Genomic DNA, 20,889 nt, shown 5'->3' on the forward strand with positions numbered 1-20,889 from the left:
GCGCCCACCCTGTCAGATCGCCCGGGGGCGGCCGGCGGTGCGCGCGGCCCCCGCCCCCCAACCCCGTCGGGTGTTGGGGCCCCCGTCTTCCCGCCCCGCCCGCCCCCCCCACTACCGGAGTGCGAGACGCGCTTTCACCTCGGCCGCAATCCGTGATGTTTCGCGCAGCGGCTCGATGCGGTCGTATTGCCAGTCCAGCCAGTGCGGCTGCAACCGGCCGCGCTCGCGCAGCTGCTGCTGGAAACGCGCAAGCCGCCCCTGCGCGGTGCCGGGCAGGGCGACCATCACCGGCATGCGCGTAGCGCTGGCCTCGGAAAGCAGGTTCACCGAATCGGGCGACACCACCACCCGGTTGGCCCAGCCCAGCAGGCCCGCATACGGGTTCACGCCATCGCCGCCATCACCCCAGATCACATGCGGCAGATCGGCGAAGGTGGCGCGCAGAATCTCGGCCAGTGCCGGCGGCGTCCGTCGCGAGGTGGTGGCCAGCAGGCTGCCGCCTTCGCTGCGGATCTGCGCGGCCAGGGCCTGGAACACACCCACCATCGCCGGCTGGTCCCACGGGGCCAGCGGCGTCGGTCCGCCCACCAGCAGCGCGGTGCGTGGGCCGGGCAGGGTGCTGAAGCTGGCGAACGCCGCGCGGCCCCAGGCCAGCCAGTCATCGTCCACCGGGTTCAGGCTGCCAACCAGGGTCAGCACGTTGCTGCCACGCAGGGCGTCGTGCTCGGGCACCACCACCACATCCCAGTGGCGGGCACCGATGCGCGGGTCAAGAATCTGCACCACCTGGCTGCCGCGCGCACGCAGTACGCGCAGCGCAGCGGCGGCCTGGCGGCCACACCCGATGGCCAGTGCCGGGGGCTCGGCAGCGAGTGTCGCTAATGCCTCGCCGTAGCCATTCACATCCCCGGGCAGGCGCCGCGGTGCCAGCCAGCGCCATGGCGCGCGGGGTTGCAGCAGCAGCGGTCGATGGGTGCCCAGGCGCAGTGCCGAGGCCAGCGCAACCGCCTGCCGGACGTTGCCGGCGCGGCCGTCGGTGACCGTCCATGGCGTGCTCGATCGTTTCACCATTGGCATTAATTCGTTTCAGTCCTGCTGGGTGTTGCAACAGTCGCGACACTCTACACTGCGGCTCGATGATTCGCCCCGCGCCGCCCGCGGGCACTGACCTTAGCCGCCCTGGAGATCCACCGATGTCCCACGCGCTCGACGCTGCTGCACTGGACCAGTTGTTCCGCACTGCACGCACCCAGAATGCCTTCCTCGACACCCCGGTCGAAGACGCCCAGCTGCACGCCCTGTACGACCTGCTGAAGTTCGGCCCCACCGCGGCCAACGGCAGCCCGGCCCGCTTCGTGTTCGTGAAGTCGGCCGAGGCCAAGGCCAAGCTGGCCCCGGCGCTGTCTGAGGGCAACCACGGCAAGACCCTGGCCGCGCCGGTCACCGTCATCGTGGCCTTCGACCAGGATTTCCACGAGAAGCTGCCGTACCTGTTCCCGCACACCGATGCCAAGGCCTGGTTCGACGGCCCGCGCGAAGGCCGCCACGAAGGCGCGTTCCGCAACGGCAGCCTGCAGGGCGCCTACCTGATCCTGGCCGCGCGCGCGCTGGGCCTGGATGCCGGCCCGATGTCCGGCTTCGACAACGCCAAGGTTGATGAAGCCTTCTTCGCCGGCACCAGCATCAAGTCGAATTTCCTGGTCAACCTGGGGTACGGTGACGATTCGGGCCTGTTCCCCCGTCTGCCGCGCCTGTCGTTCGACGAAGCGGCGCGCATCGCGTAAGTCGCTGTATCGATTCCGGGCCGCCCCCTTGGCGGTCCCTGCTGTACCCACCCTACGATCCGGAGAGTTCCTGAGATGAGCGCCACCCGTAAACTGCTGCTGCCGCTGGCCCTGACCCTGGCCATCGCCGCCTGCTCCAAGCCGGCCGACACCGCTGCCCCGGCTGCTGATGCCGCCGCCCCGGCCACCACCGAACAGGCTGCTACCCCGGCTGCCGATGCCGCTGCTGCCGCCCCGGCGGCCGAAGCGATCCAGATCGCCTCGGGCACCTACAAGCTCGACCCGACCCACACCGACGTGCTGGCGCAGTGGAGCCACTTCGGCTTCTCCAACCCGAGCGCGCACTTCGGCAACGCCGAAGGCACCCTGGTGTACGACGCCACCGACGTCACCAAGTCCACCGTCACCGTGAAGCTGCCGCTGAGCGGCCTGAACAGCTTCACCGCCAAGTTCGACGAACACCTGAAGAGCGCCGACTTCTTCGACGCCGGCAAGTTCCCGGCTGCTGAATTCAAGAGCACCAAGGTGGAATCGGCCGGCACCAACAAGCTGACCGTCACCGGCGACCTGACCATCAAGGGCATCACCAAGCCGGTCACCCTGGACGTCACCGTGAACGGCGGCGGCGAGCACCCGATGGCCAAGGTTCCGGCCGCCGGCTTCGATGCCACCACCACGCTGAAGCGCAGCGATTTCGGCGTCGGCGCCTACGCCCCGAACGTCAGCGATGAAGTGAAGATCCGCATCACCACCGAAGCGACCGGCGAAAAGCCGGCTGCGTGATGCAACCCGCTCACTCGTCGTGAGAAGGCAGAAGGCCCGCTGAAAAGCGGGCCTTCTTTTTGGATTCTGGTAGAGCCGGCCGCTGGCCGGCTGCATGCGAGGAGCCCGATGCTGATGGGGTTGCCGGCCAGCGGCCGGCACTACCCGGTAGGTGCCAACCTGCATTGGGTGGGTGCGGACCGTTGGTCCGCACGATCCCTCAGCGCAGCGTGGCCAACCATGCCGCACACGCCTCACTCGGGCTGTGCTTGGCTTTGACCGTCATGGCGCTTGCGCGCACGAAGGTCTGTGCGGCCTGCGCCACCACCTGGCGGGCGATCAGCGCGGCCTGGCGGGTGGCCGCCTGCTGCTTGCGCAGCTGCACGATGTTGATCGAAGGGCGACCGACCGGCGCGTACTTCTGGTCGCGGCGCAGGATGTCGGCCACCTGTGCCACTTCATTCTCGGCCTGCAGATAGCGGTGTTGCGCCTCCACCAGCGCACGCAGCGGCTCGCGCAGCGCGGCGGGCTCGGCGAAGGTGGACAGCGCTGCGTCGCAGGCCGCGTCATCGGCCAGCCGGGTGCGCAGTGTGTCCACGCCGCTAAGAGTCAGTTTGCCCACGTGGGGCCTCGTTGGTGCAGGAAAGGAGCGCGATTGTCGCATGGGGTCGCGGTTACCATGGCGGCCGCACTGAACCACGGAAGGAAACACCATGCAGGAAGCGCAGTACTGGCTCGGCGAATTCTGGACCGGCCTGAGCGTGCTCGATCTCATCGGCGGCAGTCTGCTCGGCACGCTGCTCGGCCTGGCGCTGGGCATCTTCGCCTGGCGCGCGCTACACCGGCGCGGCTGGCTGCAGCGGCAACGGCGCTGGCATCACTGGCTGCTGGCCTCGTACATGCTGCTGCTGCCGCTGGCCACGGCGTTCTTCGGCCTGCAGCTGGGTTTCAGTGCCGGCGCACACCGCGCGCTGTTCAAGCAGCTCGATCATTTCCAGCCACACCTGCAGACCATGGTGGAAGGCTGGAGCGCAGGCTTCACCGCTTCGCTGGAAGACGAACGCATGCGCGCGGCCCTGCAGAGCCAGGGCACGGTGGGCGACATTGCCGATGCGCTGGCCACCACCTACCTGAGCGAGCACCCGCTGCCTGGCGTGGACACGCTGGGCAACGGCCCGATGGCACGCGCCGTGGGCTGGGTGATCGGCAAGGTGCGTGCGGGGCTGTTGCGTGCAGCGGTGGAAGACACGCTGATCGACAAGGCCGGCACGGTCGGGCTGGAGCCGAAGGTGGTGCGCGAGGCACTGACCATGCGCATGGATGAGCTGCTGCACACGCGTGGTGTACTGCGGCTGGTGAAGGCACAGATCAACGGCATGATGCCGGGCGTGTACTTCGGCCTGATTCTGCCGCTGCTGATCATCGCGCTGCTGGTGGCGCTGGAAATCTGGGCCGCGCACCGGTTTGGGTGGACGCGAGGGGCTGCGCCCGGCGTGGTGGAAACCCAGTAGCAGGAGTGTGCGGACCAACGGTCCGCACCCACCGTACTGCCGGTCAATCGCCGTCGGTTTCGTCCGGATGCGCCTTCCAGTAACCGGTCGAGCGGATCCAGTCGCGCGGCACACCCAGGTGGCCTTCAATGAACTTGCGCATCATGCGCGCGCGGCGTGATTCGGTGGCGATCCAATAGAACACATCGCCCTCGGGGGCCTCGAAGTCGGTCAGCATGTCTTCCAGCAGCGTGCTGCTGGCGGCCGGAAAGCCATTGCGCTCCAGCCACTGGATGCGCACGTTCTCGTACTGCGGCAGGTCCTGGCGTTCGTCTTCGTCGGCCACCTCGATGTATGCCTGCACCTCGGCACCATCGGGTAGCACATCCAGCCAGCGGGCGATGGCCGGCAGCGCGGTTTCATCGCCAATCAGCACGTAGGCGTCGTAGCTGTCGGCCACCACGAACGAGCCGCGCGGGCCGCCGATCACCAGCGTGTCGCCCGGCTGCGCACGTTCGGCCCAGGGCCCGGCAATGCCCTGGTCGTGCAGCACGAAGTCGATGGCCAGCTCGCCGGTTTCGTGGTTCCACCAGCGCGGGGTGTAGTCGCGCGCCGGCGAGGGCTGCTTGCCATCGGGGTAGCTGCGGCCCTCGGCGGTCAGCACCGGCAGCACCATTTCGCCGCTGGCGTTGGGGAAGAACAGCTTGATGTGGTCGTCGGCGCCGGGCGAATCGAAACCGGCCAGATCCTCGCCACCCAGCACGATGCGGCGCATGTGCGGGGTCACGGTTTCGCTGCGCAGCACGGTCAGTTCGCGGAAGCGCACATCCAGGCGCAGGCGCGTATTTTCATGTTCGGTCATGGGGTTACCTGTCAGAGGTAGGTCGCGCGTGGGGCGCGCGGCATGGGGGAAGACCTGGCTGGATTCAGTCTGGCTGGGTCATTGAAAAGGGATCGGAGGCATTACCGGTCTGGCCGTTGATCAGCGCCGAGGCGCGCGACAGCAGTGCGGCCACCTGCTCGGCCTCGCCATCGGCCCAGCGGCCGTGGTGGTGCACCAGCGCCCGCTTGAACTCGCGCAGTGCGCTGGCCAGCGGCGCCGGCAGCGATGCCTTGGTGATCTCGCGGGCGCGGTCGAACGCGCGACGCTGCGCCAGCCGCACCTGGGTGCGCTGCACCTTCAGTTCGAACTCGCCGGCGCTGGTGATGCGGAACACACGACGGCCATCCACCTCTTCCGATTCCACCCAGCCGGCCTGCTCGAAGCTGGCCAGCAGCGGGTACATGGTGCCGGCGCTGGGGGTGTAGGCCTGCATGAACATGGTGCTGACGTGCTGCATCAGTTCGTAGCCATGGCGCGGCTGCTCGCCGATCAGTGCCAGCACCAGCAGGCGCAGGTCGCCACGGCTGAGCACGCGCGGCTGGCCGTTGCGGCGGGGCACCGCGGCATCGTCGGTGCGGCTCTTGGGGGAAGCGGGTCGGCCCATTTCGATATATCGGTAACGTGTGATGCAAACGATATATCGATAAGCCGTACCCGACAAGTACGGTTTCGGCCAGACTGCTTGGCAAATCGGGCCATGGCGTCAAGCGCAGCAAGGGGAAAGGGCAAGCGTGCGTAGCGCGCAAGCCACCGTTGCGCGGCCTGTCATCCCTGGCGGGCCGCGCAACGACGGGCCCCGGCAGCAGGGGCGCAGCAGACATGCGGTACTCCGCGGGAAGGGGCCTGCTCGCCGCCAACCCTGCGCAGGCACATGGCCGGCGTCGAGAGGGAGGCGCGACACGTTGTCGCGGGTTCAGCGGGAGGCCGTCAGACAACGCCTACGCGGTGCCGGCCTTGGCCCACAACGGTCATCGGTGGCAGTAACACTGCGTCCTGCGTATGGGCGCAGCGGGCCGCAGGCGACAACTGGCGCAGCCCTTGCAGGCCGCCACAACGGCCTGCGGCAGGGGCTTGTGCCACCGCCGGCTGACCCGGGACAGCCCTTGCGGACACTGGCCGGTTGCATCCATACGCCTGCGTAGCCAAGTGACGAAAGCCCTTGGTGCGCTACACTTTGCGGTCTAGAAATCTATCAACAGTCGCGCGCGTGCGTGCGGTAATGGGAGCGCTAATGAACTGGTTGAACGAGGTGCTGAACAACGACCCGAATCCTGTGGAAACCCAGGAGTGGATCGAGTCGTTGAAGGCCGTTATTGATGTCGAGGGCTCCGAGCGCGCGCATCAGCTGCTGGAAGGCATGGTGGAACTGACCCGTCGTTCGGGCGCCTATCTGCCGTTCTCTCCCACTACCGAATACGTCAACACCATCGAGCCGCAGCTGGAGGCCAAGAGCCCCGGCAATGCCGAGCTGGAATGGCGCATCCGCTCCATCATCCGCTGGAACGCGATGGCCACCGTGGTGCGCGCCAACCGCAAGCCGGGTGACCTGGGCGGCCACATCGCCTCGTTCGCCTCTGGCGCCACGCTGTACGACGTGGGCTTCAACCACTTCTGGCGCGCCCCGAGCGAAAACCACCCGGGCGACCTGCTGTTCATCCAGGGCCACAGCGCCCCGGGCATCTATGCGCGTTCCTTCCTGGAAGGCCGCATCAATGAAGAACAGCTGGACAAGTTCCGCATGGAAGTGGACGGCGGCGGCCTGTCGTCGTACCCGCATCCGTGGCTGATGCCCGATTACTGGCAGACCCCCACCGTGTCGATGGGCCTGGGCCCGCTGGCCGCCATCTACCAGGCGCAGTTCCTGCGTTACCTGGAAAACCGTGGCCTGATCGAGAAGTCCGACCGCAAGGTGTGGTGCTTCATCGGCGACGGCGAGAGCGACGAGCCGGAAACCCTGGGCGCCATCGCGCTGGCCGGCCGTGAAGGCCTGGACAACCTGATCTTCGTGGTGAACTGCAACCTGCAGCGCCTGGACGGCCCGGTGCGCGGCAACGGCAAGATCATCCAGGAACTGGAAGGCGTGTTCCGTGGCGGCGGCTGGAATGTCATCAAGCTGCTGTGGGGCGGTTACTGGGATGCCCTGCTGGCCAAGGACACCAATGGCGTCCTGAAGAAGCTGATGATGGAAACCGTCGACGGCGAATACCAGAACTGCAAGGCCTTCGGTGGCGCGTACACGCGCGAGCATTTCTTCGGCAAGTACCCGGAAACCGCTGCGATGGTGGCCGGTCTTTCCGACGACGACATCTGGCGCCTGAACCGTGGTGGCCACGACCCGCACAAGGTGTACGCCGCCTACCACCAGGCCGTGAACACCACCGGCATGCCGACCGTCATCCTGGCCAAGACCGTGAAGGGTTACGGCATGGGCAGCGCCGGTGAAGCGCTGAACCCGACCCACCAGACCAAGAAGCTGGACGACGAAGCGGTGCGCCACTTCCGCGACCGCTTCAACATTCCGGTGACCGACGCGCAGCTGGCCGATGGCCAGGTGCCGTTCTACCACCCGGGCCCGGATTCGCCGGAAGTGCAGTACCTGCAGGAGCGCCGTGGTGCCCTGGGTGGTTACCTGCCGCAGCGCCGCCGCAAGGCCGAGAAGAGCTTTGTCGCGCCGAAGCTGGAAAGCTACGAGCGCCTGCTGAAGAGCAGCGGCGAGCGCAGCTACTCCACCACCATGGCCTTCGTGCAGAGCCTGAACATCACCCTGCGCGACAAGGAACTGGGCCCGCACATCGTGCCGATCGTGGCCGACGAAGCCCGTACCTTCGGCATGGAAGGCCTGTTCCGCCAGATCGGCATCTACGCGCCGTTCGGCCAGAAGTACAAGCCGGTCGACGCCGACCAGCTGATGTTCTACCGCGAAGACCAGAGCGGCCAGGTGCTGCAGCAGGGCATCAGCGAGCCGGGCGCGATCAGCTCGTGGATGGCCGCCGGTACCAGCTACTCGGTCAGCAACGTGCCGATGCTGCCGTTCTACATCTACTACTCGATGTTCGGCTTCCAGCGCGTGGGTGACATCGCCTGGCAGGCCGCGGACATGCGTACCCGCGGCTTCCTGCTGGGTGGTACTGCCGGCCGCACCACGCTGAACGGTGAAGGCCTGCAGCACGAAGATGGCTTCAGCCACATCGTGGCGGGCGGCATTCCGAACGTGCGCAGCTATGACCCGACCTTCGGCTTCGAAGTGACGGTGATCCTGCAGCACGGCACCAAGGCGATGATGGAAGATCAGATTGACGAGTACTACTACGTCACCCTGATGAACGAGAACTACACCCACCCGGAAATGCCGGAAGGTGCGGCCGAAGGCATCGTCAAGGGCATGTACCTGCTGACCGACGCTGGCAAGCCGAAGAAGGGCGAGCTGCGCGTGCAGCTGCTGGGTTCGGGCACCATCCTGCGTGAAGCCATTGCCGCGGCCGAGCTGCTGGACAAGGACTTCGGCGTGACCGCCGACATCTGGAGCTGCCCGAGCTTCAACGAACTGCGTCGCGATGGTTTCGACGTGGAACGTGCCAACCGCCTGCATCCGGAAGGTGAGCAGCGCAAGGCCTACGTGACCGAGCTGCTGGAAGGCCGCCAGGGCCCGGCGATTGCCGCCACCGACTACGTGCGTGCGTATGCGGACCAGATCCGCGCGTTCGTGCCGATGTCGTACACGGTGCTGGGTACCGATGGGTTCGGCCGTTCGGATACGCGTGCGAACCTGCGTCGGTTCTTTGAAGTGGACCGGTACTACATCGCGCATGCCGCGATTGCGGCGCTGGCGAAGGATGGGAAGATGACCGCGAAGGATGTGGCCCGGGCGATCAAGCAGTACAAGATTGATCCGGAGAAGGCTAATCCTGTTGGGGTTTGATTGAAAGAGTAGCTGCAATCGCGAAGGGCGGCCATTGGCCGCCCTTCGTGCTTCTACAAAGTCGTCGGCTAGCTGCAGTTCTTCTGAAACGACCTGCAAGCTCGCTAGTAGTAGCACCGAGGTCCCTGTCCCTCCAGAATGTAGCCGGATCTTCAACCTGCACAACTGAAGTCTAAGGCTTCTCTACAACGGGGCGGATGTGGTAGAGCTGCCGCGAGCACTATCACATCGGCGGGAGCTAACTTAGTAGCGGGCAACCACGATAATTAATGTTGAGGCCGATTGGCCTACGGGATAAGCAAAAGCGCACCGTGTCCAAATTACAATTCTACAAATCTCGATCAGTCAGCATCCGCGGTGCCGAGAGGCGCCTAACCATCGAAGATGGTCGAGGCGGCACGCAGATAATTCGACTTCACCGTTATGCGCTGCTGGGGAAAGGGGACCGGGTCGTGATTGATCCGGAGAAGCCCAAGAGTATCTTCGCAGCATCGGCCGAGGATGATGCCGATCGCATAAGAATTGCACCTCCATTCTCGAGTGAAAGTTCGCGTTCGCTAGGAAAGAGAATATTCAAATTCAAAGTTAAGGAGATAACCGACGAGGCTGATCGCCAGGACTTTGAGTATCTTGAGCGATTTCACTATAAGTCCGCCATTTCCGATGATGATTCTTCGTCGTCGAAGCTCTCATCCGGTGGCCGCAAGGCGGTATTGCTTGCCTTCACAAAAGAAGGGGGGGTGAGAATGCCGGCTGGATACATCGAGCTTCAGATGCCTTTGCTAATGGCAAAGCCCCGTCACACACTGTTCGGGCATGGCTTCAGCCATCCTAGCCGCCCCATCTCATGGGATACATGGGATCAGCATGCAATGCGAAAGCACGTCAACTGCATCGTGCGCATCGCTAGAGTTGTTGTCCATCCGGAGCTAAGAGGGCTAGGGATATCTAGATTGTTAATCGATCAAGCAAAGCAGTACTCGCGGGAGCGGTGGCATATTGGTGGTGTGCGTCCGCTGTTTATGGAAATATCCGCAGAAATGCTGAATCATATAGATTTTGTTGGTCGATCAGGGTTCCGGCTGGCGGGAAATACTGAGGGTAATATATCTCGTGTGGTGCGTGATCTTGTGAGTATGTCTAGAGGGTATGAGGTCACTTCCGGAATAATGAGTCTTCAGAAGAAATATCTTACAGTTCTTCTGAGGTATTGTGAAGAAACGGGTAGTGATTTTGATGATGTCTTATCTAGGCTTCAGGAAATTACGAAGTCGGACAATCCGGTGGGTGAGTTGAATCCGCTGGAGTGGGTGATATTTGGTAAAGTCCTGAGGTTTCCAATCCCGTACTACATTTGTGGTTTGGATGGCCCTTCACAGGACTTTGTGGAACAACATCTTCCTCCGCCAAGTGTCAGGGAAAATGAGGCGAAGTTGGGCGGGGCTAAGGTAGAAGTGAGAGGGCTTGAGATTGCTTCCGATTACGAAGTAAGTCAGACGGAAAGTTCAAGGATAATACTTAATTGTTTTGGAATTCAGGGCGCGAGACTGAAAGCCAAAATCGTGTCTAGAATTGATATTGAGGCTTCTGCAGGGAATGTAATATTGATAGCTGGATCGAGCGGCACGGGGAAGAGCGCTCTTCTATCTGCTCTCGATTCCAGCAATGCGCCTAGCTCTGCGTCATTATTGATTGATATCAAGAGCACGAATGATTATACGGTGCAATGGCTAAGCCCGCTCCCAAGCGACGGTGCTATTTTCGACATTCTTGCCGAAAGATCCTCGGTCAAGAGAGCTTTGGGCGCACTGAGTGAGGTGGGCTTATCGGAGGCCTTTGCCTTGGTCAAGCCATTCAACCTGCTAAGTAGGGGGCAGCAGTATCGGGCAATGCTTGCTAACCTTCTGCTCGGTGATGCTAGTGTCTGGTTGATCGATGAGTTCTGTTCCGATCTTGATCCGCTTACGGCACGTATAGTTGCCCATAGCCTCAGAAAACATGTGAACAGAGTGGGGAGGATCGCATTTGTGGCAGCGGCAAATCACGGCCACTTTATTGATGCGCTAAATCCGACTCGGGTGATCTACCTGCGTCTTGGGGGTGAGGTTAGTCAGATGTCATACAAGGAGTATAATGAAGACTACATCGGATTCTCTGCCTAGTGGCATTGGGCCTTCAATTGATCGAGCTGTCTACAATACCGCAGATCCTGTCGTTAAGTTGGCAGGTCCTCCTAAAGGGCAGGGTGTAATTATTGGTAGGTCGAGCAAAAAAAAGAAGGATCTTAACGGCCTTGTATATATTGGTCAGGTAATTGAGAATACGCCTGCTCGAAACCTGTTGGGATCGGGAGTGTGGCTGGATATTGATTATCCGCACGTAATATATATATCCGGCACGCGGGGGTCAGGAAAGAGCTTTGATCTTGGCGTCATATTGGAAGGAATTGGTGCACTAACAGTGCCTAGTGTGATCCAATCTGGTGTGGATCCCCAGTGTTCAATACTGCTGGATATGCAGAATCAATTCTGGACCCTTTCATACGAACCCCGTGCTGGAATAAAGGAGAATGATGAGCAGATCGCGGATCTCAAGAGATGGAATCTGAGCCCGAACAGCCTTTCGAACTGCAAAGTCTACATTCCTAGGGGGACTGAGGCCGTTACAGGTAAAGAAGTATGTTTTCAGTTAACTGCTGGAGATGTACTGCCGGAGGAGTGGTGCACTCTCATTGGGCAACCACTATATAGCCCCCAGGGCCATATAATCTCGCAATGCGTCGAGGCCTTGGAAGGCAAGTCCTATGATGTTGCTGACATGATTCGCCATATTGAGTCGAGCGCCAGTCTCGCGAGTACAGCGGAGTCAACAAGAAATGCGGTTATTTACAAGCTGAGAGATGTTGAGCGAACAGCGCTCTTTTCAAGAAGAGGTCTCGACATGCGGGAGTTGCTGACTCCCGGGAGATGTAGTGTGCTGATGATACGCGACATTCGAAATGAGGATAAGTCAATCGTCGCGGCTATGATCGCTAGAAAGATGTTTAGAGAAATGGGTAAGCATCATTCGCGGAAGAAGGCTAATGCATTCTTCGGAAATGGAGATGGCGAGGGTGGCCTTCCTGGCAAGGCATGGCTATTTATCGATGAAGCTCACATTGTGGTACCTAAGGACGCTCCTTCACCTGCTCGCGACGCGCTTGTCGAGTATGTCAAGCGAGGAAGAGACGCCGGACTATCACTAGTGATGGCAACACAGCAGCCATCTGCAATTGACGATCGAATTCTCAGTCAGGTCAACCTGAGCATAAATCACCGTCTAACGTTTCAAAGTGACATCAGTGCTGCTTCGAATAGAATTCCGACAAAAGTCCTCTCATCGATGAAGGTCGCAGGATCAACCGTTAGCGACTTCGGGGATATGCTCAGGCTTTTGGATTCTGGTGAGTGCTTCGTAGGGGATAACTCCACCAGCAGGACCGTGATCGTTTCAATTAGACCAAGGATTACATCGCATGGCGGGTACAATCCATCGTGATCCGTATCGAATCCTTATTCGAAAAATAGGATACTCGGTCGGTCTAGAGAATACTTTGTCTCGGGTTTCCGGGCTTGTTCATATATATGCTTCCACCAAAGAGTTGACCTCGGGTTCACTACAGAGGCTGTTGGAGTCAAGTCCTTGCGACGGCGGCTGGGGTCTGAGAACTGCCAATATATATGACTTTCTAAGTGCATTGGATCTAATTAAAGTTGAATCTAATTCTGTTTTTGTTCTGCCGACGTTGGATGCTTTGGCGATTCTAAGAATTAATCTTAGTGATGCGCAATTCGAAAAAGCAATCGCCCCAATTCTTGCCTACTCGATCCTGTCGGGCGATGGTGACGTGTTCTTAAATTGCCTGGCCTCATCGTATGTGCCTGCGAAGGTTCGAGAATCCCTAAAGTCTATGGTTGTTGCGAAGCGCGCTTCGGCAAAGATTACTCTAAGCTCGCCGATCGCGGCGGAGCGGATAGATCGAATTATAACAATCGAGAATCAGCAGGGTAACGTCGGCGGTCGCGCTGCTGGACTTGGGGTCCATGCGTTAAGGCGTAGCGGTCCACTGGATGAGTCGCGAGGGCCGCTGCTTAAGGCGCCGAGCACTGGAATCGAAATCAGTGATGACTACATGCGGAAGGTCCCGGCTCGCCGCCGAGATTGGAGCAGGGATCTCGGTCTGATCTCTTCTGATGGCAAGGCAACCGAGCGTGGTACGCGCTTGCTGGCGCTCTTTCAAAGCAAGTCCCAGTATGTGGGGAAGAGCTACACTTTCTGGCCCTATGCTGACGAAATGGCCGTTCTTGGCGTTCAGCCTAGCGAGGCAAGTTGGGTTTGTCCATCTAGGCTCGAAATCATTCGTGGGCTGAAAGGCGTATTTGTAGATTCTGAGTTCGGAACTGCTGAGGAGACGCACCTTAGTACATTAGAATGGTTGACTAGTATCTATTCTGTGTACCGGCAGCTGAGTCCCCATCGTGCAATGGTTCGAGTGGAGCTCCCGCTTCGAGTGGCTAGACTGGCTGCACTCGGAATGTCCTGTTTGGATAATGGTGGCGATCATTTCGTCGATGAGGTGGTGTCGATAGTTGAAAAGGATTCGCGCAGATTGGAGTTCAGGCCATCACGACAAAGTGAAGGTTCTATCGTGATAAGGAGGGGCTAAGGAGTGGCGCTATATTTATATGATAAATTTGTCTCTGATCTCAGGAATCATTCGGATCCTGCTTTTGCAAAAAGAGCGCTAAGTAAAGTATTTGATGAGAATGGCTTGTTCAGATCAGATAAGGATGATCATCGATACGATGGTATCGACGATGCATGGATTCGATACATAAGTAGAGGAACAACTGGTTGGAGGGCGATATTTATCCGTCGTGCTGATGATGTTTACCTCTATCGTGCAGGTGAGCATAGCATCGAGGATAGGTTGAATCCTCCAAAAGTATCTCTCGAAGTTCACCCAATGACTAGAGTTGCGGACGACGGGGTGCGTGTATCGGTGAGTGCAGCTACCGCTACTGTCGCAGCAAGGCGAAGGTTTCTTAGCAGTTTGGTCGAATCAGAACTACAAGCTAAGATTCTTTCTAGGCGGATGTGTCCGCATAAGGAGATTGTCATGATCAGTCACACGGTTGAGCCGAGGTGTCTCGCTGCCACAACTAGGCTTGGTCGGGTGCTGTATGATCTCTGCGACGAGGGGGCTAACGTGACAATTATCACTCGCCCACCGAGATCGCTGGAACTGCTGAAAGAGTTCTCTAGCTTAGAAGCTAACGGTATCAATTTCCTCTTTAATGAGGCTATTGAGGCAAATCTGTTCATCTTCAAGCTGAAGGATGGAAGTGACTATCAGGCCGAGACGTCTGGGTTGGCGGACGCGGCGTATCTTGGCTCCGCAGCGCTCACAATGGAGTGCATGGAGGCGAGTTCGACTCTTAATGACAATCTTCTTTATGAGATTATAGATTTCGATCTTGTGCATGCGGACGACTACGCGACTGCACTCGCGGCGCGATCATTGGATGTTATTGGTGTGCGAAACTCTCTAGCTGGGAATAACTGAACATGACCATACTGGCTCCGGAAGCGTTTTATTCTGCTTCGAACCTCAAGGATAATCCTTTTCGATCCCAACCAATCTATAGTGGGGACCCTCGAATTGGGATCTGGGTCGGATACGAGAAACAAAGAAATCAGATGATGAAGTTCCTGACAAGATCTCGTGCGGATCAAGTTGGGAATGTTAATTTTGTGATGCTCTATGGTCAATACGGCACCGGTAAATCCCATGGGCTGCTATGGGCCATAAATGAGATAACGCACAGGGCGAAGGGTGAATTCAACTCCTTGGCTTATTACATATCGAGCCTTAGGAAGGACAAAGGCACGCTTACATTCGCCGGCGCATATCGGGCAGATATAGTAGGCAAGTCTGGCTACGTAAATGACCTGTGGGCATTCAGAAACTTCCTTAGTGGAGTGATCAGCAAGCTCAGAGAGTCTGATTCTAATTTGGCGGATCTGCGTGACGAGGAGGCCTTGCGTCGACTTTACTCGCAGGCAGATCTGGCTCGGCTGGCACATGAAATATACGAGTGTTCCACACAGGATGAGCTGAGGCGGCTACTTTGTCCAGAAAAACTGACTGATTACGAGGCTATGACAAAGTTCACGGCAATCGTAAATCTGGTTGTCAGTGATATTAAGGTTGGTGATGATGCGCGACGCTTTAAAAGCGCAGTTTATCTGATGATCGATGAGATGGACGACCTTATAAGGGCTACCGGTAAGGAGGCTCGGGACATTAATGATATTCTTCGTCATATATATGACTCCTGTCCGAGTAGGTTCGGAATCGCGATAGGTCTCTCTGCAGAAATAGCAGATATGTCGTCAATTTTCTATGAATACCTTCTTGAGCGGATTCAGAAAAGAATTCATCTCGATACCATGGATCGCGATGCGGCTATTGATTTTGTTAAGAGTATTATGTCTGAGTGGCGTGTTAATGAAGGCTCGGCGAGTGATTTCTTTCCTTTCACGGACGATGCAATAGCGCTTATCGCGGGGCGGTTGAACAGAATCACGCCAAGAAGAATAATTGATGTCATGCAGCAGGTGCTAGAAGAGGTTCGTTTGGCGGGACTTGATCCTTCAAAAAATGAACTGGCGGATTCTGATTTTCTCGAGGCGCATGACATTATTGATGAGGTGCTGGGTGATCACATTTGACCGGACGCCCTCGAGGCACTGTGTTGTGAGTCGTGCGCTATGAGATGGTAGTGGGTGTTTATATAGCGCTCTTGAGCCCTCGCGTGTACTACGCGGTATGCGCTTGGGCATTGTTTGGCTGTTCGGGCGGATCTCATGAAATAACCGATATTAGAGTGCGAGACATGGAGGTTCCGTTCGGTCTTTTTTCCGTGGAGCGGGCCCTTGCAGGTGCGTTGACGCTCAACGCAGTTGCGAGGGCCAAGGAGGCGAGCCCGTAGGCCAGGGGTCTACTCTCGCACCTGCAGCCTCTCAGCCACCTGCGCAGTCAACGCAACACAAGCCATCATCAACCCTTCCATCACCCGGTCCCCCAGGTACTCCTCCGGCGCTCCGTTCTGCCGCGTGCGCTCCGCTGCCAGCAACACCTCCTGCACCACACGCAGGCCCGCCAGAGCGCAGTCCGCGTCCGCCAGTTCCAGACAACGCCCAGGCAGCTGATGCCGCTCCGGCCAAGGCTGGCCATCTGAACCCGCACCGGTCCCAATGCGCCGCAGCGTGGCGACGAAGGCGTTGGGATCGGCGGACAGTTCGTGCTCCGGCTCGGCGTTGGCCGGATCGTACTGCGCGTGCAGGGAACGGAATTCCGATGCGTTCATGGCAATGCTCCGTACAGGACAGACAGCAGCGCCACCAATAAAGGTGGCGGACGATGCGTGGCTCGAAAACCGGTCTGTAGCGAAGCCGGTGGGTCCGAAGACCCCCACGCACCGCCCGCCATGGAACGCGAACGGATTGCCAGCCGGCGCCACACAAAGGTGACGCCGGCTGGCAAGCGTAAACACATCGCTACAGAACGGGTTTTCGACACCCGCGCCACCCTGTTTCGGTGGCATGCCAAGGTGTACCCGCACAGATGCCAAATGCCAAGAAGTCGCAGGCTAATGAGGCTGCAAATGCTGACGCTTACGGGATTGTCGCATAGCAGGGAAGCGGCACATCTCCTGCGGCGCAGGGCTTTCGAGCGATGTTAAGCCGTCACGCGTATGGGCATCACGCTGCACGGTTTCGGTATGGTGCTGTCCCAATTGCGACAGCTCGCTATCGGGGCTGCGATGCAAAGAGTGGCGAATACGTCACCGCTCGATCTGAGGCGCCAATCCCGGCCGTGGCCACAGCGCATCGTCGCGCTCCAGGTCGTAGTCGTTGCCGAACGCCAGTGCCGCTTCGCGCGGCGGCAGGTCTGCGTAGCAGCCCAGCAGGTACTCATTCATGCCGGCATCGCGATGGTCGATGGCGAACAGGTGGAGGAGCTCCTTGTCAAAGTCTTCCAGCCATTCGGGGTCGATCTTGGTCATGGTCATCCTCCGGCAGGAAGGGCAGGAGGGGAAGGATGGCTGCGGTGGGTCTCATAGAACGGGACGCGTTGTCGGCGTTGATCAATTGCTGGAACTTCACGGCGGCCAGCCGCTAACCCCGCTGCATCAGGCGAAGGAGCCCGCTGCCGCCACCTTCCATCTGTGGTCCCGCCATGGCTTGCTCGCACGCTTGGTATCGTTCAATCGCCGCCACCAGCCCCATGCTCTGCTGAACGGCTTCTGTTGTCACCATCTGCGCGCGTAGTGCTGCTCGTCGCAGTAGCGACCGTTGGCTATTCCCAAGCACCTGGACCGCGGGCCTAGCGGCCAAAGCCACGCCGGTGAAACCCGAACGCCAAGAAGGCCCGCCACTGAGGAAGGGCGGGCCATTGATCAGTCTGATCATTCAAGCCCAAGCACGGAGATGGCTCTCCAAGGCATCGCCACAAGGCTTTTACATTGTCCCTTTATTGGCGAGTCAGAGTTGGCTTTTGCGACAATTCCGTATCCACTGTTTCCTTGGAAAATGGCAGCTCCACTGTCGCCTTCTCCGCATGCCAACTGAGAGCCAGTGATTCTTATCCAGGCAGCGGCACATGGAAGATTCTCGCCAGGGCCACAAGCGATTCCGGGATTGTATGTGTTTTCCTCAACTACGCCGCAACTGTACCCGCTCCTTACTCCGCGGAAGCAGATATCCTGGCCCACCTTCGCAGTCCCCCACATGAGCGTGATCGCTCGCCTACTGGAATCGACCGTGGATGTGCCGTAGACCTCTCTCAACGGTGTGTGGGAGCCCACTGTGTGCCACTGCAGGTCGTGACTGGCATCCTCAATGCCATCCACGTAAGTGAGAGGCAGGGTGTACTTGCCCGCACCGGTGGCGTAGTTCCCATAAATGAGATCGTTGGGGCAGTGTCCAGCGGTGATGACGCCTCTTCGACCTGTAGCCGTGTGCTTCACGGAAAAGCCGCTCGTGCACCAGGAGTTGTTGCTTTGAAGTACTGCACCGCCCACTACATAGGCGGCATTGCGTGCCTTGGGACTATTGGGCTCAATGTCGATCTTGAGACCAGTGGCCCGCTCCAGCTTTCGCACATGGATCTTGAGGCTGCTCGCGAATTCCGCATTGCCTTCGATCCGGATGAGCACGCGATTGTCACCTGGGAAGCCTGAGATTCCCGTAACGCCGGGAATCAAGCTGTAGATGAGGGGGGTGTTTCGCTCAAGTATCTGGAAAAAATCCTTTTCCGTGTGTGCGTTTCCAACCTCGAACACCACCCGGGTGGTTCCGCTTTCCGTCTTTACGACCCGATTCGCTACCGGGTCCATACCCGTCAGCTCTACAAAAATGTGCTGATCGGGCGCATGCCTCAGTGAAATGGCGGACAGGCGGTCCGCAAACTCCTTGCTCAGGTCGTCCATGGCTGGGTTAAGCTCACCTTGAACGGCTAGCCGAGTAATTGCTGCATCGACTGAGACGCCGGCGTGCCGACTCATGTAGCTATGGACAAGGGTCTCCATTTCCTTCTCTGCATCCGAATTGGCTGGAGGCATCTGGGCCTGGACAGTTCCGTAGAAGATGAAGAACGCGGCGGCGGAAGCCAGCTGTTTCCATTGCATATCAAACTCCTTGAGATGGTGATTGCCTTCGTGCGACGTAGATCCTTGATTGAGAGCCGAGCATATCCGCATGCGCTTGCTCCAGCTGTGCTCGAGTTCTCATAGCGGCTTCTGATTGCGCACCCGGTCTTGGTAACACAGTTCAAGGAGCAGCAGTTGGAGGGCCAGCGCGTGCAGCAGGGCATTCAGATTCTTGCGGCCATTATGGGGAGATGCCTGCTGGCCGCAGGCGAATGACTTCAGGATGGACCGCAGGCCGAGGTGGTCATGAAGCGCCTGCAGGCAAACGGTGCGGCAGGCGTGCCGCTGAAGCAGGTGGAGATGCTGCCCGGTGGCGGCGGCAGCTATGTACCCCTTCCTGCCGATGGCCGGGTTTCCGGCGGCTGGGTGGGTGACGCAGACACTCTGTCACAGGAGGCCGCAGGACTTGAGGCCCGTGGTGATCGATGCGCGCAACTGGCGTTTGCCGCAGCGCGTGATCTGCCGCCTGGCCGTTACCAGGTGAGCGAGCGGCTGCTTGCACCGCTGCCGGAATTGAAGCCCTATCGGCCGGAGTTGTTGGTGGCGTACTCGCGCAGGCCAAGGTAGTCCCGAAGCACGTGTCCCCGCGGCCGCCCCAGACCTCCTCCGCCTGCCCCGAAGCAGCGCGGAGGAGTGGATGGCTCAGGTCTCAGCCATGGGGTGCTGCGTGCGCGGCAGCTCCGGCGGGCGGCTGCCATGGTTCATCACCTCGCGCACCTGGTGTTCCTGTGCGTAGAACTGATTGGCGCAGTCCTGCGCTTCGCGAGCGTAGTCCTGCATCACGCCAATCACTGCATTGCTGGCATCGTGCTGCAGATCCACGGCAGTCAGATGCCGCGCGCCACCGTGCATGAACGCCACGGAGGTCACTTGGGCCACGCATACCTCCACCCGGGTCGGCCCGAAGCGCACCGCGCCTTCGGCCAGCGTGCCGTTGCCTGCGTACGCATTGCCCGCTACGCGTTGGCCGCGATGATAGGTGCCGACGTAGCGGATGCGGTACAGCGTGGACTGGAAATCGACGCGATTCCACAGCTTGTGTGCAGATGCCATCGCAAATTGTGCGGAGGCGACGAAGGCCAGTGACACCAGCCCGACCATTGCGTTGCCGCTGCTGCGCGCATACACAAAGGCCAGCACCACCCCGACAACGCCCAGCAGCAGGCCGAACAGCCCCAGCGCCAGCAGCGGTTGCTGGCTGGGTGACTGCCATGCAGCGCGGAATGCCTCGATCAGCCCCGACGCGCTCTGGTCTGCGCGCACGCTCGGCTCTTCTTCCACCAGCAGTTCGCCATCGAAGGTGTCCTTGCTGACGTTGTGCTCATGCACATAGCGATGGTGCGGCTGCGGAATGCGGCTGGAGAGCCGCAGCAGGAGGCCGCCGCTGAGGTCCGCCATCTGCATCTTCTCATCCACGATATGCCGTGCTGCCGAAGCGCTGTAGCTGCCGGTCTGGGAGATCAGTGCCACGGTGAACAACGCGCTGGCAATGAGGCCGCTGCCGAGCACGGCGAGGGTGGGCAGCACGACCGTGGAAACCGCGAACGGCGGGGCGGGCACCTGTACCGGCGAAAGCGTGATGGCCAGCGGCCCGGCGATGGAGATCAGCAGCAGCGTAACGATGGCCGACCAGCGCGGTGCGGGAACGTTGTTGCTGGCCGCATCCAGGGCGCCCTTGCGAATGGCCGACAACGTTGCGAACGGGCGCAGCAGCATCACCGAGACAATGAAATAGAAGCCCGCCATCCACGCGAAGGCGGCCGGCTGCGCGAAGACCCATGCCAGGCCGAAGCTGACCAGCACCGCGGCCAGGTAGATTGCCCGCTGCAGCTGGACCTCGGCGTGCCAGCGGATGGTCGGTGGTGCGTTGATCAGCTGCGGAACCAAGCCATAGAACATGGACAGCAGCGCACCCGAGGGGCGCTGCCGCACCGGAATGCCGTTGTTGATGACGTTGAGCAGGTAACTGCGATGCTCAGTTTCGCCACTGGGCAGGGCGATGAGCCCCGAATCACCGGGTACCACGGTGAAGCGGAAGTAGCGCATGGCCTCGCGGATGTGCACGCCGCCGAACAGCAGCAGCGTGATGCCGGTGGCCATGCGCCCGACGGCACCGATGCCCATGCTGCGCACCTGATCGGCGTTGGTAACGCTGAGCAGCAGGATGAGGCCGAACAGCAGCGCAAATGCACCCAGCGTGAGATGCAGGGTGTTTGGCAGTCGCATGGGATTGATGGTGACGGCCTGTGCAGGCGGCGTGCTGTACTCGGTGCTCATCGGAATCTCGAAAGGACGC

18 protein-coding genes are annotated in these 20,889 nt (G+C 59.9%); 10 read left to right on the forward strand and 8 right to left on the reverse strand.

The window, feature by feature from the left end:
• Positions 1-111 precede the first annotated feature (111 nt).
• On the reverse strand, positions 112-1,071 hold the full coding sequence (locus tag ACVOLJ_RS15690) for a mitochondrial fission ELM1 family protein (RefSeq protein WP_475279468.1): 960 nt from the start codon (positions 1,069-1,071) through the stop codon (positions 112-114).
• A 122-nt stretch (positions 1,072-1,193) separates the two neighbouring features.
• On the opposite strand from ACVOLJ_RS15690, the gene ACVOLJ_RS15695 reads away from it, so the two are divergent.
• Together ACVOLJ_RS15695 and ACVOLJ_RS15700 are read left to right on the forward strand one after the other, a co-directional pair.
• A complete protein-coding gene (locus ACVOLJ_RS15695) occupies positions 1,194-1,784 on the forward strand; it encodes a malonic semialdehyde reductase (RefSeq protein WP_475279467.1) in 591 nt (196 codons plus the stop codon).
• 75 nt (positions 1,785-1,859) lie between these two features.
• Positions 1,860-2,567 carry a YceI family protein gene (locus ACVOLJ_RS15700; RefSeq protein WP_475279466.1) on the forward strand — a complete coding sequence of 236 codons (708 nt, stop codon included), beginning with the start codon at positions 1,860-1,862 and terminating at the stop codon, positions 2,565-2,567.
• 199 nt (positions 2,568-2,766) lie between these two features.
• On the opposite strand, the gene ACVOLJ_RS15705 is transcribed toward ACVOLJ_RS15700, so the two are convergent.
• Entirely contained in the window at positions 2,767-3,168 is a 402-nt protein-coding gene (locus tag ACVOLJ_RS15705; RefSeq protein ID WP_481564530.1) for a hypothetical protein, read from the reverse strand.
• Positions 3,169-3,259: 91 nt separating this feature from the next.
• Here ACVOLJ_RS15705 and ACVOLJ_RS15710 point away from each other — a divergent pair, with 91 nt between their 5' ends.
• Complete coding sequence (locus tag ACVOLJ_RS15710) at positions 3,260-4,057, forward strand: hypothetical protein (protein ID WP_481564531.1); 798 nt, start codon at positions 3,260-3,262, stop codon at positions 4,055-4,057.
• A 43-nt stretch (positions 4,058-4,100) separates the two neighbouring features.
• On the opposite strand, the gene ACVOLJ_RS15715 is transcribed toward ACVOLJ_RS15710, so the two are convergent.
• Together ACVOLJ_RS15715 and ACVOLJ_RS15720 are read right to left on the reverse strand one after the other, a co-directional pair.
• Entirely contained in the window at positions 4,101-4,898 is a 798-nt protein-coding gene (locus ACVOLJ_RS15715; RefSeq protein WP_481564532.1) for a siderophore-interacting protein, read from the reverse strand.
• A 64-nt stretch (positions 4,899-4,962) separates the two neighbouring features.
• Positions 4,963-5,523: a PadR family transcriptional regulator gene (locus ACVOLJ_RS15720; protein ID WP_481564533.1), complete on the reverse strand. Its 561-nt coding sequence runs from the start codon at positions 5,521-5,523 to the stop codon at positions 4,963-4,965.
• A 627-nt stretch (positions 5,524-6,150) separates the two neighbouring features.
• Here ACVOLJ_RS15720 and aceE point away from each other — a divergent pair.
• From aceE to ACVOLJ_RS15750, 6 genes are all read left to right on the forward strand, one after another.
• Positions 6,151-8,838 (forward strand): pyruvate dehydrogenase (acetyl-transferring), homodimeric type, encoded by a 2,688-nt coding sequence (gene aceE, locus ACVOLJ_RS15725; protein ID WP_481564534.1) that lies wholly within the window; start codon positions 6,151-6,153, stop codon positions 8,836-8,838.
• A 311-nt stretch (positions 8,839-9,149) separates the two neighbouring features.
• Positions 9,150-11,000, forward strand: coding sequence for an ATP-binding cassette domain-containing protein (locus tag ACVOLJ_RS15730; protein ID WP_481564535.1), 1,851 nt, complete (start codon positions 9,150-9,152; stop codon positions 10,998-11,000).
• A complete protein-coding gene (locus tag ACVOLJ_RS15735; RefSeq protein WP_481564536.1) occupies positions 10,972-12,375 on the forward strand; it encodes an ATP-binding protein in 1,404 nt (467 codons plus the stop codon). The genes ACVOLJ_RS15730 and ACVOLJ_RS15735 overlap by 29 nt, the downstream gene beginning before the upstream one ends.
• Complete coding sequence (locus ACVOLJ_RS15740; RefSeq protein WP_481564537.1) at positions 12,353-13,543, forward strand: hypothetical protein; 1,191 nt, start codon at positions 12,353-12,355, stop codon at positions 13,541-13,543. The genes ACVOLJ_RS15735 and ACVOLJ_RS15740 overlap by 23 nt, the downstream gene beginning before the upstream one ends.
• A gap of 453 nt (positions 13,544-13,996) precedes the next feature.
• Positions 13,997-14,443, forward strand: coding sequence for a hypothetical protein (locus tag ACVOLJ_RS15745; RefSeq protein WP_481564538.1), 447 nt, complete (start codon positions 13,997-13,999; stop codon positions 14,441-14,443).
• 134 nt (positions 14,444-14,577) lie between these two features.
• Positions 14,578-15,612 carry a hypothetical protein gene (locus ACVOLJ_RS15750; RefSeq protein ID WP_481564539.1) on the forward strand — a complete coding sequence of 345 codons (1,035 nt, stop codon included), beginning with the start codon at positions 14,578-14,580 and terminating at the stop codon, positions 15,610-15,612.
• Positions 15,613-15,881: 269 nt separating this feature from the next.
• Here ACVOLJ_RS15750 and ACVOLJ_RS15755 read toward each other — a convergent pair whose 3' ends face one another.
• The 3 genes from ACVOLJ_RS15755 to ACVOLJ_RS15765 form a co-directional block, all read right to left on the reverse strand.
• A complete protein-coding gene (locus ACVOLJ_RS15755; protein WP_481564540.1) occupies positions 15,882-16,250 on the reverse strand; it encodes a hypothetical protein in 369 nt (122 codons plus the stop codon).
• Positions 16,251-16,727: 477 nt separating this feature from the next.
• Positions 16,728-16,949: a hypothetical protein gene (locus ACVOLJ_RS15760; RefSeq protein ID WP_481564541.1), complete on the reverse strand. Its 222-nt coding sequence runs from the start codon at positions 16,947-16,949 to the stop codon at positions 16,728-16,730.
• Between the two features lie 402 nt (positions 16,950-17,351).
• Complete coding sequence (locus ACVOLJ_RS15765) at positions 17,352-18,572, reverse strand: S1 family peptidase (RefSeq protein ID WP_481564542.1); 1,221 nt, start codon at positions 18,570-18,572, stop codon at positions 17,352-17,354.
• Positions 18,573-18,839: 267 nt separating this feature from the next.
• On the opposite strand from ACVOLJ_RS15765, the gene ACVOLJ_RS15770 reads away from it, so the two are divergent.
• The gene (locus tag ACVOLJ_RS15770) at positions 18,840-19,160 is read left to right on the forward strand and encodes a hypothetical protein (RefSeq protein WP_481564543.1); all 321 of its coding nucleotides are present in this window, start codon (positions 18,840-18,842) and stop codon (positions 19,158-19,160) included.
• A gap of 75 nt (positions 19,161-19,235) precedes the next feature.
• Here ACVOLJ_RS15770 and ACVOLJ_RS15775 read toward each other — a convergent pair whose 3' ends face one another.
• Positions 19,236-20,870 (reverse strand): hypothetical protein, encoded by a 1,635-nt coding sequence (locus ACVOLJ_RS15775; protein ID WP_481564544.1) that lies wholly within the window; start codon positions 20,868-20,870, stop codon positions 19,236-19,238.
• Positions 20,871-20,889: the final 19 nt, after the last annotated feature.

The organism is Stenotrophomonas sp. STEN046 (assembly GCF_056759755.1).

Bases quoted from the DNA above. Each gene is read 5' to 3' on its own strand.
- ACVOLJ_RS15690 (WP_475279468.1), bottom strand. From the start codon at position 1,071: ATGGTGAAACGATCGAGCACGCCATGGACGGTCACCGACGGCCGCGCC.
- ACVOLJ_RS15695 (WP_475279467.1), top strand. From the start codon at position 1,194: ATGTCCCACGCGCTCGACGCTGCTGCACTGGACCAGTTGTTCCGCACT.
- ACVOLJ_RS15700 (WP_475279466.1), top strand. From the start codon at position 1,860: ATGAGCGCCACCCGTAAACTGCTGCTGCCGCTGGCCCTGACCCTGGCC.
- ACVOLJ_RS15710 (WP_481564531.1), top strand. From the start codon at position 3,260: ATGCAGGAAGCGCAGTACTGGCTCGGCGAATTCTGGACCGGCCTGAGC.
- ACVOLJ_RS15715 (WP_481564532.1), bottom strand. From the start codon at position 4,898: ATGACCGAACATGAAAATACGCGCCTGCGCCTGGATGTGCGCTTCCGC.
- ACVOLJ_RS15720 (WP_481564533.1), bottom strand. From the start codon at position 5,523: ATGGGCCGACCCGCTTCCCCCAAGAGCCGCACCGACGATGCCGCGGTG.
- aceE (WP_481564534.1), top strand. From the start codon at position 6,151: ATGAACTGGTTGAACGAGGTGCTGAACAACGACCCGAATCCTGTGGAA.
- ACVOLJ_RS15735 (WP_481564536.1), top strand. From the start codon at position 10,972: ATGAAGACTACATCGGATTCTCTGCCTAGTGGCATTGGGCCTTCAATT.
- ACVOLJ_RS15740 (WP_481564537.1), top strand. From the start codon at position 12,353: ATGGCGGGTACAATCCATCGTGATCCGTATCGAATCCTTATTCGAAAA.
- ACVOLJ_RS15745 (WP_481564538.1), top strand. From the start codon at position 13,997: ATGATCAGTCACACGGTTGAGCCGAGGTGTCTCGCTGCCACAACTAGG.
- ACVOLJ_RS15750 (WP_481564539.1), top strand. From the start codon at position 14,578: ATGATGAAGTTCCTGACAAGATCTCGTGCGGATCAAGTTGGGAATGTT.
- ACVOLJ_RS15755 (WP_481564540.1), bottom strand. From the start codon at position 16,250: ATGAACGCATCGGAATTCCGTTCCCTGCACGCGCAGTACGATCCGGCC.
- ACVOLJ_RS15760 (WP_481564541.1), bottom strand. From the start codon at position 16,949: ATGACCAAGATCGACCCCGAATGGCTGGAAGACTTTGACAAGGAGCTC.
- ACVOLJ_RS15765 (WP_481564542.1), bottom strand. From the start codon at position 18,572: ATGCAATGGAAACAGCTGGCTTCCGCCGCCGCGTTCTTCATCTTCTAC.
- ACVOLJ_RS15770 (WP_481564543.1), top strand. From the start codon at position 18,840: ATGAAGCGCCTGCAGGCAAACGGTGCGGCAGGCGTGCCGCTGAAGCAG.
- ACVOLJ_RS15775 (WP_481564544.1), bottom strand. From the start codon at position 20,870: ATGAGCACCGAGTACAGCACGCCGCCTGCACAGGCCGTCACCATCAAT.